This window comes from Tepidibacillus infernus (genome assembly GCF_048898065.1).
In the GTDB taxonomy this organism is placed as follows: Bacteria; Bacillota; Bacilli; order Tepidibacillales; family Tepidibacillaceae; genus Tepidibacillus_B; species Tepidibacillus_B infernus.
The window spans coordinates 11,967-25,524 of the sequence record NZ_JBLWFI010000005.1 but is presented as its reverse complement, the minus strand read 5'-3'; the positions used below and the strand labels follow the sequence as shown (position 1 = coordinate 25,524).

The 13,558-nt window shown below is 36.3% G+C and carries 14 protein-coding genes and 1 pseudogene; 14 read left to right on the top strand and 1 reads right to left on the bottom strand.

Annotated features, from left to right (window positions below):
• The first annotated feature begins 246 nt into the window (after positions 1-246).
• From TEPIDINF_RS14575 to ltrA, 6 genes are all read left to right on the top strand, one after another.
• Positions 247-1,026: a S8 family serine peptidase gene (locus tag TEPIDINF_RS14575; protein ID WP_421692392.1), complete on the top strand. Its 780-nt coding sequence runs from the start codon at positions 247-249 to the stop codon at positions 1,024-1,026.
• Between the two features lie 12 nt (positions 1,027-1,038).
• Positions 1,039-1,611, top strand: a complete 573-nt coding sequence (locus TEPIDINF_RS14570; protein ID WP_421692391.1) for a DDE-type integrase/transposase/recombinase — start codon at positions 1,039-1,041, stop codon at positions 1,609-1,611.
• Positions 1,593-1,871 carry an integrase core domain-containing protein gene (locus tag TEPIDINF_RS14565; RefSeq protein ID WP_421692394.1) on the top strand — a complete coding sequence of 93 codons (279 nt, stop codon included), beginning with the start codon at positions 1,593-1,595 and terminating at the stop codon, positions 1,869-1,871. The genes TEPIDINF_RS14570 and TEPIDINF_RS14565 overlap by 19 nt, the downstream gene beginning before the upstream one ends.
• A 182-nt stretch (positions 1,872-2,053) precedes the next feature.
• The gene (locus TEPIDINF_RS14560; RefSeq protein WP_421692390.1) at positions 2,054-3,106 is read left to right on the top strand and encodes an amidase domain-containing protein; all 1,053 of its coding nucleotides are present in this window, start codon (positions 2,054-2,056) and stop codon (positions 3,104-3,106) included.
• Positions 3,107-3,123: 17 nt separating this feature from the next.
• Positions 3,124-3,411 carry a hypothetical protein gene (locus TEPIDINF_RS14555; protein ID WP_421692389.1) on the top strand — a complete coding sequence of 96 codons (288 nt, stop codon included), beginning with the start codon at positions 3,124-3,126 and terminating at the stop codon, positions 3,409-3,411.
• 1,287 nt (positions 3,412-4,698) lie between these two features.
• A complete protein-coding gene (ltrA, locus tag TEPIDINF_RS14550) occupies positions 4,699-5,871 on the top strand; it encodes a group II intron reverse transcriptase/maturase (RefSeq protein WP_421692388.1) in 1,173 nt (390 codons plus the stop codon).
• Here ltrA and TEPIDINF_RS14545 read toward each other — a convergent pair.
• Complete coding sequence (locus TEPIDINF_RS14545) at positions 5,804-6,541, bottom strand: helix-turn-helix domain-containing protein (protein WP_421692393.1); 738 nt, start codon at positions 6,539-6,541, stop codon at positions 5,804-5,806. The two genes, ltrA and TEPIDINF_RS14545, sit on opposite strands and share 68 nt — an antisense overlap.
• 317 nt (positions 6,542-6,858) lie before the next feature.
• Between TEPIDINF_RS14545 and TEPIDINF_RS14540 the strand changes: the two genes are divergently transcribed.
• The 8 genes and pseudogenes from TEPIDINF_RS14540 to TEPIDINF_RS14505 all read left to right on the top strand — a co-directional run.
• Positions 6,859-7,074: a DUF4367 domain-containing protein gene (locus TEPIDINF_RS14540; RefSeq protein ID WP_421692387.1), complete on the top strand. Its 216-nt coding sequence runs from the start codon at positions 6,859-6,861 to the stop codon at positions 7,072-7,074.
• Positions 7,075-7,210: 136 nt separating this feature from the next.
• Positions 7,211-7,777, top strand: a complete 567-nt coding sequence (locus tag TEPIDINF_RS14535; protein WP_421692386.1) for a hypothetical protein — start codon at positions 7,211-7,213, stop codon at positions 7,775-7,777.
• Positions 7,778-8,691: 914 nt separating this feature from the next.
• Complete coding sequence (locus TEPIDINF_RS14530) at positions 8,692-9,006, top strand: hypothetical protein (RefSeq protein WP_421692385.1); 315 nt, start codon at positions 8,692-8,694, stop codon at positions 9,004-9,006.
• A 245-nt stretch (positions 9,007-9,251) separates the two neighbouring features.
• Positions 9,252-10,439 carry an IS256 family transposase gene (locus TEPIDINF_RS14525; protein ID WP_421692384.1) on the top strand — a complete coding sequence of 396 codons (1,188 nt, stop codon included), beginning with the start codon at positions 9,252-9,254 and terminating at the stop codon, positions 10,437-10,439.
• Positions 10,440-10,729: 290 nt separating this feature from the next.
• Complete coding sequence (gene groES / locus TEPIDINF_RS14520; RefSeq protein ID WP_068727841.1) at positions 10,730-11,011, top strand: co-chaperone GroES; 282 nt, start codon at positions 10,730-10,732, stop codon at positions 11,009-11,011.
• A 60-nt stretch (positions 11,012-11,071) separates the two neighbouring features.
• Positions 11,072-12,694, top strand: coding sequence for a chaperonin GroEL (gene groL / locus TEPIDINF_RS14515; protein ID WP_421692383.1), 1,623 nt, complete (start codon positions 11,072-11,074; stop codon positions 12,692-12,694).
• A 123-nt stretch (positions 12,695-12,817) separates the two neighbouring features.
• Positions 12,818-13,177, top strand: a pseudogene (locus TEPIDINF_RS14510) (transposase zinc-binding domain-containing protein); the annotation flags it as partial.
• A 269-nt stretch (positions 13,178-13,446) separates the two neighbouring features.
• The coding region (locus TEPIDINF_RS14505; RefSeq protein ID WP_421692152.1) for a helix-turn-helix domain-containing protein at positions 13,447-13,558 on the top strand (112 nt) is incomplete at its 3' end.

Below are 13,558 nucleotides of genomic sequence, written 5' to 3'. Positions count from 1 at the left end.
ACTATTGGATTTGGACAGGAATCACCTGTACTTCCATTGTAAAGGATTTTTTTGTTGTATGGACAATTTTTGAAGATTGCTATTATTTTGAATCATCAGATTTAATTAATGCAACGCTAGTGAAAAAGGGTAAAAGCCAAAATTCTTAATCTTCTTCCATTAAAAAGGAAAATTAAAAAAGAGAAAGAAGTAGTTAAACAAGATTAGATCAGAACTAGTCTATTATGAAGGGAAGGCGGTGAGAGAATGAGAAGACTATTGGTTGTAATCACCACATTATTGTTAATTTTTACATTGACCACTTCCATGTTAGCCCAAGAAAAAATCCCACCAGATCGTGCGGACAACACTTACTTTATCGCCTTCAAATCTAAAGTGGATACGAAGGTAATAAAGGATCACGGTGGGAAATTGAAAAATCAATATCAATATATTCCAGTTGTAGCTGCAAAACTACCAGATAAAGCAATAGAAGCATTATCCAAGAATCCAAATATAGATTATATAGAAAAGGATGCCATAGCGAAAGCTTCAAGTCAAGTGATTCCATGGGGAATCCCTCATGTAAAAGCTACAAATGTTCAGGACTTAGGCAATTCTGGAAAAGGGATTAAAATAGGGATCATTGACACTGGAATAGATGACACGCATGAAGATTTAAAGGTCAATGGAGGAGCAACTTTTGTAGAAGGGACAACTGATTTTAAGGATGACAATGGCCATGGTACACATGTAGCAGGGACTATAGCTGCTTTAGATAATGAAATAGGTATTATAGGAGTTGCACCACAGGCAGAAATTTATGCGATTAAAGCCTTAGATCAAAGCGGAAGCGGTAATTACAGTGACATTGTTGCAGGAATTGAGTGGGCAATCACAAACAAAATCGACATCGTAAATATGAGCCTTGGCGAAAAACTTAAGGCAGAGCATGAAGAAGAAAAGGAGCTTTTTATCAAAAAAATGGGCGAACTTACTTTGGATGTAGATTGGTTAAAAAAAAGCATAAACAAGTTTCACAAATGAGGAAAAAAGTCATTGATTGATTTTGAAGGTTCTAAACTAACCATAAAGCGTCAGTGTAGTCTCATAGGATTAGCAAGATCTACAGCATATCATGTTCCAGTTGAAGTTGCTCCATCACAAGAAGAAATTAATATTAAGAATGCTATTGATAGAATTCACTATAAAGAACCTTCATTTGGTGTTAGGAGAATAAGAAATGAACTGAATAAACTTGGCTTCAAGATAGGAAGTCGCGTTGTTAAGCGCTACATGGAAGAAATGGACATTGTTGCATTTTATCCAGGACCTAATCTTAGTAAAAGAGCAAAGATGGTAAAGACATACCCTTATCTTCTTAGAAATCTTGATATAACAAGACCAAATCAAGTGTGGTCTATAGACATAACATATGTTGGGACACCCAATGGATTTGTATATTTACCAGCCATAATAGACTGGTACTTAAGATTTATAGTTGGATATACAATAAGCAATACATTACAGGCTGAAACTGTTACTCGCGTTGTAAAAGAAGCAGTTAGGAGTCATGGAACACCGGAAATAATTAACAGCGACCAAGTAAGTCAATTCACCTCAAAGGAATAATAGAGTTAATCAAAAGCTTTAATTCAACTAAAATCAACATAGATGGAAAAGGCCGTGCAACAGATAATATCGCAATAGAACGGTTTTTTCAATCATATAAATGGGAACGCCTCTATTTGATGTACCCTGAAACAGTAACGGAGGTGAAAAAGATAACAAAAGAGTATATCGAAAATTACAATTTCAACAGAGGACACCAAAGCTATGATTATAAAACACCTGCTGATATCTACTATGGTAATTTGAAAAGTGCAGCTTAAAATCAAGAAAGGAGTTCATAACTAAGGATTCAAAAAACGTGTCTTGACATAAGCGCACATTATATTTTTAAAAAAATAGCATCCATTTTTAATAGTCTCTCGTCGTAATTAGTAGATTGGATAAGAAGGAGGAAATTAAAAATTATCTAATTAAAATTAAACAATAAAGGAGAGTATTTAGTATGAAAAGACTATTTAGTTATCTATTAGTATTTACCCTTTTAATGAGTACTTTAATTCCAGTAGTAAACGCTAACGAGGATGTAAGTAAGTCTCAAAACAAATACATCAAGCAATACTTTAAAGAAAAAGAAACTAAAAAAAGTGAAAAAAAGACTGATTTAGTTGATCCAGTAGTAGAAGAAAAGATTATCTTGGAAACACTAACTTATTATTATAAAGAAGATCTAAAAGTAGCTAACATCCTCAGCCAATTTTATAATGATATGGACTTGATTGATAAAGTAACATCCCTAATAAAAGAAGATAAAATAGATATTATGCATAAAATTATAGAAATTTACCCATCAATCGAATTTAAAAATGACAAAAAAATTATGTACGCTTATTTTCTAAGATACGCTAAAAATACTGATGATAAGACATCAATCCAATTTTTAGACGAAAATAATGAGCAGGTTGAACAAAATTCATTTACTATTCTTGCTAGTTATTATAATGGTACTGCGGCAGGAGATTGGGCATATAATAACTATAATAACTATAATAAATACAGCACTAATTACCCTGCTTTTACCGGAGGATGGGGAAGCGATTGTACTAATTTTGTATCACAAGCTATGCATGTAGGTGGAGGTAAGGCAATGGAGGGGACTTGGTATATATACAAGAAAAACTCTACCTATTTAGTCCCTACAAGTGCAGCAGAATTAGATTACAGTTGGACTTTAGCTGATCCAAGTCCTTGGATAAGTGTAGATACTTTTTTAAGCTATTGGAGACCTAAATCTACTGTTCATAGTATGTCTCATGATTATTACGTTGCGAACCATAAGACTGTTTATACACGTTCTATTTATAAAGGTGATGTAGTCATTTTTAGTAAAGGGGTTGCAAATTTTATAACAGTACCAACACACGCTATGATAATATCTGCCTACGATACCGTTAATAGCGATTTTAAACTAGCTGGTCATTCAAATGAAAGAAGAGATTACCCATTATTGAGTGCTATTAGTGATTATAGTCACATAGATATTATTGAAATCCCATAAAATTAAGGGGGAATTTAATGAAAAAATCTGTAATAATAGCCATCGTTATATTAGTAGTCATTGTTCTATTGCAGATTTCTACTATTTTACCTAAAACAGTAGCTACAATTTCAACCTCACTCTACGTAAATATTAAGTATAATGACTTAGACCTCCAATATCAATATGTTGAATTCGACACTCACTTTGGAGATTACTTTGTTACATATAAAGACAAAAACGGGAAAAAAATTAGCTTTACTGTCACACCTAAGTTATTTCCAGTTTATATATTATATGATCCGCTAGATGCACCTATGAAATAAGTAAATTTCACAATCAATCACAAACTTATATGAATCTTTTTTTAAAAAAAAGAAAACATGGTATTTCAGATATTTTATTATCTCACATTTTTATTTAAAATCTTTTTTTCATCTTTTGAAGAAGGATTTTTTATTTTTAGCGTGCCCAGCAAGCCGTTAATTGCTAGTTGGTGAAAGTCCAACCTGAATAAGTGCCAAGACGCTCAGTAGCTGACAGGTAACTGGTGGAGAAATCCTAAGGTTGAAGCCCTGTGACAAAGTAACTTCATAACAAGAAGTGCGAGCAACTTAGCAGGTTGTAACATCAAGTGAATCCTGCCGCCTCATCAAAAGAACCCTCTAAGAGGATAAAGAGAAGTCGAGCCTGGTGAAAATGGGCGAAGACCATGGAAGGTGTGAAGACCTTGGAAAGCAACATAGAAGAATCTCTCGGGGTAAGGGGAGCGACATGCTAGGAAAGTAAGTAACGGAACTGGGGATACCCTCCTCATCACTTTCTTTTTCAAGGGAAAGTAAAGCAGAAACCTATAAGTGCAAACGAAATGGTGGATAGATGAGAGGGAGTCGGAGGGGGTCATAGTGCGTGCGTTGCAGCACGATCATCAGGTGGGTTAAAGTCCCGCTGAGCCTCGGACTAGGGGGCTCATATCCAAACCCGGGGGTAATGCCTCGGGGGCCGGCAATTTTGTTGCCGGAGGGCAGGGCGTCTGTCGCGAGGCAGAGTCTGAAGGGCTTGAGGAGAAGTACCAGGCCGTAGTGAAACGGGGCAGCCCGAATTGCGAACCGGTCGGCCAAAGATGGGGCAAGGTCGAGTCTGCACTATGGAGACGAAGGCGTTCTAGTCCACCCATCGCACCAAGGTGTGTGCGGACGGCATGGTACGAAAGATGACGATGTGACCCACGGAGATCTCGTCATGTCTGAAACTAATGCACTTGCAGGACGAGTGGGTAAATAAAGTCGAAGCGGTCGTGCCGCGCCCGCCGTTTCAAAGAACGCGCGGCAGTTTCAGTAACGGATGTTATAAGGAAACCCCGAAGTGCATACCGGACGCATGGCGAGAAGTCGGAGAGCCGCGTAATACTTTGGAACGGACGAACAACAGAAACGTCCGGATCAACCGCCCTGGTGCGGTTGGCTTCTGCTCACTCAAAAGGTGATGCAGCAGGGGAAGGCGGCTCGCTTTATGGAGACCAGAACTGGAGTGAGTTTCGCGAGTAGGCGGCAAGGAACGGATAGTTCCCTATGTGAAAGACCCAAAACTTGCAGGCGGAGGACACGGAACGCATGAAAGCAGAAGGCACAGGACGAAAGGTTCATTCGTTAATCGACAAAGTGTATCACAGAACGAACTTGGAAATGGCATGGGAATCGGTGAGAGCAAACGGAGGAAGCGGTGGGATCGATAAGGTCACTATTCCGGCATTCCAAAAGACAGCCGAACAGGAACTGGAGCGGCTGCACGAAGAACTGAAACGGGGGACGTATCTGCCGATGCCAGTTAGGCGGATTCTTATTCCCAAGAAAGGGAAACCAAATGAGAAGCGGCCACTGGGCATCCCGGCGATACGAGATCGGGTATGCCAGCAAGCGTTGAAAAACCGGTTGGAACCCATTTTCGAACCTCTTTTCAGTGAATGCAGCTTCGGATACCGACCGGGAAGGACTACGCATCAAGCGATGCGTAAGATTTACCGCGAACTGATGGATGGATGTGAATGGGTCGTTGACGCCGATCTGCGGGACTTCTTCGGTACAGTTCATCATGAACCGCTTATCGACATGATTGCTGAACAAGTCAGTGACGGGAGAATCCTCAAATTGGTTAGACAAATGCTCGAAGCCGGGTACATGGAAAGCGGGAAGAAATACGCGACGCCGAACGGCACACCGCAAGGAAGCGTCATTAGTCCGCTGTTCAGTAATATCTACCTGAATCGGTTTGACCATGAAATGACTGATAGAGGATACCGACTGACGCGATTTGCCGACGATTGGGTCGTCCTCTGCAAAACGCAGGCGGAAGCCGCACGAGCGCTGCGGGACGCAAAGACCATTCTGGAGTCGCTCGGACTGACGCTTCACCCGAACAAAACAAAGATCACCCACATCAAATGGGGATTCGAGTTTTTGGGATACAAGCTGAAACGGGGAAAGGGACTGTCGCTACCGCGGGAAAAGGTGAAGAAACAACCAAAAATCAATATTTATGCTTATCCCAAGGACAAGTCGATCAAGCAGTTCATGGACACGATTCGGGCACGAACGCGCAGACGTATCCCACTCACCGTCTTCCAAATCATCGATTTCATCAATCCTGTTATACGAGGATGGGGCAACTACTACCGTAAAGCCCACGTAAGAAAGTTGTTTAACCGACTCCAACGCTGGATTAGATTTCATGCGCTATATGACAAAATCTATCGTCCTGACATCTATGGGAGGTATGGCAACGAGTAAAACGAAACGCTGAAAATTTTAATAATGAATCATTATTCAAATTTTCAGCTGCATTTGTCCATTTGTTTTCATGAAGATAAACATCTAAGGCATTATTAGCATACGGAATGGCTAGATTTGTTTTGTTTAATTTTGCCAAAGATAAGGCAATATTGTAGTTAGTTCCGGCCTTTATAATCGGATCTTTTACTAAAGGAAGTTGTTTAAGAAAACATTGGTAACTATCCTCATATTGTTTATTTGTAAAATGGTTGACAGCATTTAGGTAATAATAAGTTTCTTTAAAAAGTTCTGAGGGAATACGGTCTATCTCCACGTTTTCGAGAAGGGGTAATAATTCTTTCTCATAAATTATCGCAAAATCCTTATGATTGTTTGTTCTGAAATAATAGTAGCTTTCTAACAAATAATAGAGAGCTTCCTGGTTGATTGAGTTAATATAAGGATAATCTTTTTTTATATTCTCTAAAATTGACTCTGCTTCATCTAAGTTTTTAAGATCTAGATTCGCTTTCAAAGAGGATAATTTGGTCTCTAAATCATGATCAATATCCTTATATCTTGTTAAATATTCTTTTGGCACATTAAGTTTTTTTTCAATTGCGATTAATATCTCTTTTGAAGCACCATTTTTACCAACCTCAATATTGCTTAAGTGAGAGTAGGATATAACACCTGAAGCAAAGTCTTCCTTTTAATCCCCAAAGATTCACGCAATTTTTTGATTCGATTACCAATATGCATGAAACATTGTCTCCTTCCCTAAAGTCTAGGGTAATGAACGAATTATATTTTCTAATTCCATTTTAAAGGAAAATCAACAATGATAAAGAAATAGGTAATCAAAGATTAGCACTAATTTTAAAAATATGAAAAAAAAGGAGGGATTTAATAGCAGGAATATCAATTCAAAAATGGAGTTAAACTTAATATAGAAGCACATAAAGCAATTACTATCAGATATAGAAATCAAAATGACCCTAGTAATTGGATCGATATACAACAAAAGCTGCACAAGTAATAATTGGAGACAGTGATACTCAAGATTTAATGATACAAGGAGTGGAAGGGCAAATATTAGAGTATCCGGATAAAGAGATAATTGCTTTGAGTTGGTATAAAAATAAGACTAATCATTTTATAATTTCAAAAGGTAATATAACTAAAGAAGAAATTCTTAAGTTTGCTGAGTCATTAAAGTAATTAAAATAATAGGTAGATAATATTATTTGATAGTGGTTAAAGCTTATTAGTGGTTCAAGCAATCATGCCCATTATCTTTTCTAATTGATAGAAAATTGCTATTAGTATTTAAATATTAATGGGACGGTGAGAAATTATGAATAAAAAAATATTTATCATAATTTTCCTTTTAAGTATGGGGCTAACAGCTTGTAGTAAAAATACATTTCCTAGTGATATTGAAAGAGAAATAGAAAAACAGATGGATGTAAATATAACAATCCCTACACAGGAGAATTTATCGATAACCTTTATTAGTTTATTGCTACCACCCGAATTAGATTTAAAAACAACGGGAAATCGTTATATTGCTCAAGTCATCTATGCAAACGAAAAAGGAGAGCTTATATCATTAACTGATGAACAAAAGCAACAAATTGAGGAAAATAATAGAATGAGAATTCTTTATGGTGAATATAAAGGTGAAAAGACTGTTGAACTTAATATAGGAAAAGGTTCATCTTCTTTATCAGGCTCAGAAAATAAAAAAATTGGGGATGTACTAGTAGAATACAAATTAGAAGAAACAAAACGTGGAAAAATATTATTCCTACTATTTAATGATAAAGATGTTTATTACTTGATGAAATTTCATTTAAGTAGCCTATTTACTGAACAAGATGGATTAAATTTTGCAGCAGATTTAATCAATAACACAAGATAATAATATAAGTATTTCAAATAATTATCTACATTAGTCCTGTCCAATTCCTAAAAGTAAGGAGAATTTTGGACAGGAACAACAAAAATTAACAATAGATGGTTCGTTAATTGTAAAAGATGAACAATTTTTCCATAAAATAATAATTTTATTTAACTGGATAGATAAATACTTTAAGAAATTTACAACCTAAATTCCCTTATATTTATAATGCAGGTTAATTTCTATTGAAATAATTTACAGACTGGTGTACTGTTGTGCCCAATCTGTTCGTTACATTCCTATGGAGGACTTTTTATGAAGAAAAAGGTAAGAAGAAACATTAAATCAATGGATCGCGAAGAAAACCATAACTTTAGATGATAAGAATGGAATAAGTAATTTATTACAGGAGAATATAGCTAATTTAAATGGTTTGTATGCAACCTACAATAAAATTTATACAAAGAATTTACAGTCACCCCTCATATTTAATGATTACTTTAAAGGTTTACGAAACTTTTTAGGTAATTCAAACGCTTGGAGTATCGAGGGTAGTAGTATATTACTAGATGAAGATGATTTAGAAGAACTCAAAAGCTATCAAATTAAGTTAAAATTGATCAATCAGATCTCAAATGAAATATTCCCTGAAGAAGAATGGGAATCCATTCAGGATAAAGGCTTTTTTAATGATTCAAGGTGGATTCAATGGTTTGAAAAATCCGAACAAATTATTATAAGGCCTGAATAAAAAATTAGTAGTGTTGTGAGTACGAAGCAATACTAATCCGAACTAAAATACCTATATTTCAATTGCTTATCGCGAATAACAGATTGGTAAGTTTTAAAAGGGGAATTATAATGATAAGAAAAGATTTTCTGGATTTGTTCCTCGTGATCAGAGTCAGCCCGATCATACTTTTCTTACAGGTGATGTGGCATTAAAACTAATTGGCTATTGGCAGGAGAAGTTCTCACTATTAGTTAGCAATCCTGAAGCTACAATTAAACTTTTAACCGAAGAAGAAATTACTAAATTACATGAATATGGGCTAACTAATACTCAGATAAATACTATGAGCTCTAAGGCTGTAAAAACCTTATTAGATCTATTTGAAACTGAGATTATGATAGATAGTGAACGTAAGATTGTGATTGACTCATTTTTGGAAAACAAATGCGCCCCGATTCAGGATAGAAACACCTATTATTGTCCTGATGGCAATAAAGCCATACTTTCTCTACCATAATAAATGAAAATATCTTTAATTTTAAATTCAGAAACTATTATAATATATCTTTTCTCAGTGCTCCTTGTAGCACTTATTTTTTTGTATCTTTCGTTGGAATATTATGTTAGAATTTGGGCATACTGTTTGACGGAAAAATTTTGATAAAGTCCATATAATTGTGTAAAAAGAATAGGTCATATGAAAAACCTGCGGTACAATGTTTTTAGCGAAAAAACATACCAAGTACTCAGGAGGAAATTCATATGACCCAAGTACATTTTACTATGGATAGCAAAGATATTCAAAACTTAATTGAGAAATCTGTTACAGATTCGAGTGCGAAGCTTATTTTAACTACTGTTTTTAATCAGTTAATGGAAGAACAGCGGACAGAGTATATCCAAGCTGCCAATTACGAACGCACAGACAATCGAACGACTCAACGAAATGGCTATTATGATCGTGAGTATACAACTCGTATCGGAACACTAACACTACGAGTTCCTCGAACAAGAGATGGTGAGTTTTCACCAACCATTTTTGAAAGATATCAAAGGAATGAAAAGGCTCTTTTGGCAGCCATTGTTGAAATGTATGTTTCAGGAGTATCTACACGCAAAGTAACTCAAATCGTCGAAGAGTTATGCGGGAAAAGTGTATCAAAATCGTTTGTATCTTCATTAACGAAAGAGCTAGATCCAATCGTTGAAGAATGGCAAAATCGTGCATTAGTAGATACAAAATATCCATTTCTTATGACAGATGTCATATACATCAAAGTCCGCGAGGACAAAAGAGTTATATCAAAAAGTTGTCATATTGCCATTGGCATTTCCAATCAAGGAAACCGTGAAATTTTAGGATTTATGATTGAAAATGGTGAAAGTGAAGATAGTTGGGTTCGTTTCTTCCAGCAATTAAAAAATCGAGGTTTATCCGATACAAAATTAGTTATTTCCGATGCACATGCTGGACAAGTTTCAGCTATAAAAAAGGTTTTTGCAGGTGCTTCTTGGCAAAGATGTCAGGTCCATTTTATGAGAAATATTTTGTCAGTCATTCCTCGAAAAAATTCGAAAGCATTTCGTGAATCGTTAAAATCAATCTTTCGTTATACGGACATTGAGATAGCACGAAAAGCAAAAGATGCACTTATTCAAGATTATGCTGATAGTAATAAATACAAGAAAGCATGCGACAAACTCGATGATGGATTTGAAGATGCTTTTCAGTATAGTGTTGTTACTCGTCAAGCTTATAATCGTTTAAAAAGTACGAATGCTTTAGAACGATTAAACGAAGAAATACGCAGAAGAGAAAAAGTGATACGAATCTTTCCCAACGAACAATCTGCAACTCGTTTAATAGGGACTATTTTAATGGATATCAACGAAGAATGGATAAGCTCTTCAAAAAAGTATATCAATTTGGATGATGAAGACTTGAAATGAAAGCCTCAATTGTAAATAATGGTTCAAGGCTTCTCAAGAGCCGCTTTGCTCTCCCTCTTGACTAGCCTTTCCCCTTAATTTATTTAGTCGCTAGGCATTTCAAGCAAATTTCTTATTTCGCTAAACATTGTCACTGGCATTTTACACATAATCTAGGACTTGACTAAAATTTTAATAAAACGACTTGAAAAATATGCTAAGTTTTATTATTATTAGAATTGTGTTAGCACTCATTGATGGCGAGTGCTAATAAGAAAATGAAAATTAAACGTATAAGGAGGTTTCTTTTTATGATTAAACCAGTTGGTGACCGTGTGGTTATCGAACCAATTGAAAAAGAACAAACAACTGCTAGCGGTATTGTCTTACCAGATACTGCAAAAGAAAAGCCACAAGAAGGCAAAGTCGTTGCAGTAGGTAGCCGCCGCAATGAAAAAGGAGAGCGCGAAGCATTAGATGTAAAAGAAGGAGATCGCGTGATCTATTCCAAATATGCAGGTACCGAACTTAAGTACCAAGACAAAGAATACTTAATTATGCGTGAAAGCGATATTCTAGCGATTATTGAATAGCCGATAGAATAACACTTCATATACTTATATACTTTATTTTGAAACCAGGAGGCGATTTTGATGGCTAAACAAATTATTTTTGGCGAAGAAGCTCGTCGTGCGATGCTACGTGGTGTAGATGCATTAGCAAACGCTGTAAAAGTAACCTTAGGGCCAAAAGGTCGTAACGTTGTATTAGAGAAAAAATTTGGTTCACCACTTATTACTAATGATGGTGTAACTATTGCAAAAGAAATTGAATTAGAAGACCCATTTGAAAACATGGGGGCTCAATTAGTAAAAGAAGTTGCAACAAAAACAAATGATGTAGCTGGTGACGGTACAACTACCGCTACTGTTTTGGCACAAGCATTAATCCGTGAAGGATTAAAGAACGTAACTGCTGGCGCAAATCCAATGGTAATCCGCAAAGGGATTGAAAAAGCAGTTAATGCAGCAGTAGAAGAGATTAAGCGAATTGCAAAACCAATCGAAGGAAAAGCTTCTATTGCACAAGTTGCAGCGATTTCTTCAGCTGATGAAGAAGTAGGTCAATTGATTGCAGAAGCAATGGAAAAAGTAGGTAACGATGGTGTTATCACTGTTGAAGAATCCAAGGGATTTGTTACTGAATTAGAAGTTGTTGAAGGTATGCAATTTGACCGTGGTTACATTTCTCCTTATATGATTACAGATACAGACAAAATGGAAGCTGTATTAGAAGATCCATATATCTTAATTACAGATAAGAAGATTTCTAGCATTCAAGATATTTTACCAGTCTTAGAAAAAGTCGTTCAACAAGGTCGCCCATTGTTGATCATTGCTGAAGACTTAGAAGGAGAAGCGTTAGCTACTTTAGTAGTAAATAAACTTCGTGGAACCTTCACAGCAGTGGCTGTAAAAGCACCTGGATTTGGTGATCGTCGTAAAGCAATGTTACAAGATATTGCCATCTTAACTGGTGGTGAAGTAATTACTGAAGAATTAGGTCTAGACCTTAAAACAACTACCATTGATCAGTTAGGTCGTGCACGCCAAGTACGTGTAACGAAAGAGAATACAATCATCGTTGATGGAAATGGTGATAAAGCACAAATTGGTGCTCGTGTAGGCCAAATTCGTCAACAATTAGAAGAAACTACTTCTGAATTTGACCGTGAAAAATTACAAGAACGCTTAGCAAAACTAGCTGGTGGCGTAGCTGTCATTAAAGTTGGTGCTGCTACTGAAACAGAATTAAAAGAGAAGAAACTTCGTATTGAAGATGCTTTGAACTCCACTCGTGCTGCCGTTGAAGAAGGTATTGTTTCCGGTGGTGGTACAGCACTTGTAAATGTCATAGCTGCAGTTGAAAAAGTTCAAGCAACTGGCGATGAAAAAACTGGTGTTGAGATTGTTAAACGTGCTTTAGAAGAGCCAGTTCGTCAAATCGCTAATAATGCAGGCTTAGAAGGTTCTGTTATTGTTGAGCGCCTCAAGAAAGAGGAAATTGGCATTGGTTTCAACGCAGCTACAGGAGAATGGGTAAACATGATTCAAGCTGGTATCGTTGACCCAGCTAAAGTTACTCGTTCTGCATTACAAAATGCTGCATCTGTTTCCGCTATGTTCTTAACAACAGAATCCATCGTTGCCGATAAGCCAGAACCAGAAAAGGCACCAGCAGGTATGCCTGACATGGGCGGCATGGGCATGATGTAATTACTTCTTGATTTAAAGGTCCTTTCTTACATGAAGGGACCTTTTCTTTAACGTATAGGAAAATATAAAATTTTAGGGAGCGAGAGCTCCCTTTTTAACTGCAATTTTTGTTAAACTAAAAGTATGGAGACAAACATTCTTAAACAGATTTTTTTCGATGAAAATTCCCGTTGGGACAACTTTATAAAAAACATAAAAAAAGGTTAGGCCTATCGTAATTAAAGAAGTTGAAAAATTCCGTAGTTGTGTAGATTACAGTCAAGGTTTTAAACTATTTGTTTGTGAAGGTTGCCATGATGTAAAAAAGTACCTTATCGTTGTAAAGGAAGATTTTGTACAATTTGTTTTAATGGGGAAACTGAAGAATGGAGTCGACTACTTGCAGAGGACGTTTTGCAAGTAGCGCATCGTCATGCCATTTTTACGTTGGATGAAGGACTATGGCCTATTTTTTTAAAACATCGTAAAATGCTTAAAGATTTAACTTCCCTCCGAAAGAAGTCTCCCACTTCTAAACGTGAAGGTGTGCCAGCACCAGTGAAAGTGGGAGATGAAATTCGGTTAGGCGTAGCCTAAAGTTGTCTTTTTTTGCTATGATATAATCAGTCTTATATAAATGAAAGGCTGATATATCAATGAAATTAGACTGGGTGAAAATTACAATATTTCCTTAGTAGAATGGAAGCACGATGTTGAGAAGCTTTTGCTTACTCACAACGGGTGGTGCGCCCATTGAAGTGAGGTGATTCGATATGGCAAACAAAGCATATAAGTTCCGTCTGTACCCAACACAAGAACAAGAGCAATTTCTTGCGAAAACCTTCGGTTGCGTTCGTTTCGTCTACAATAAAATGTTGGCTGAAC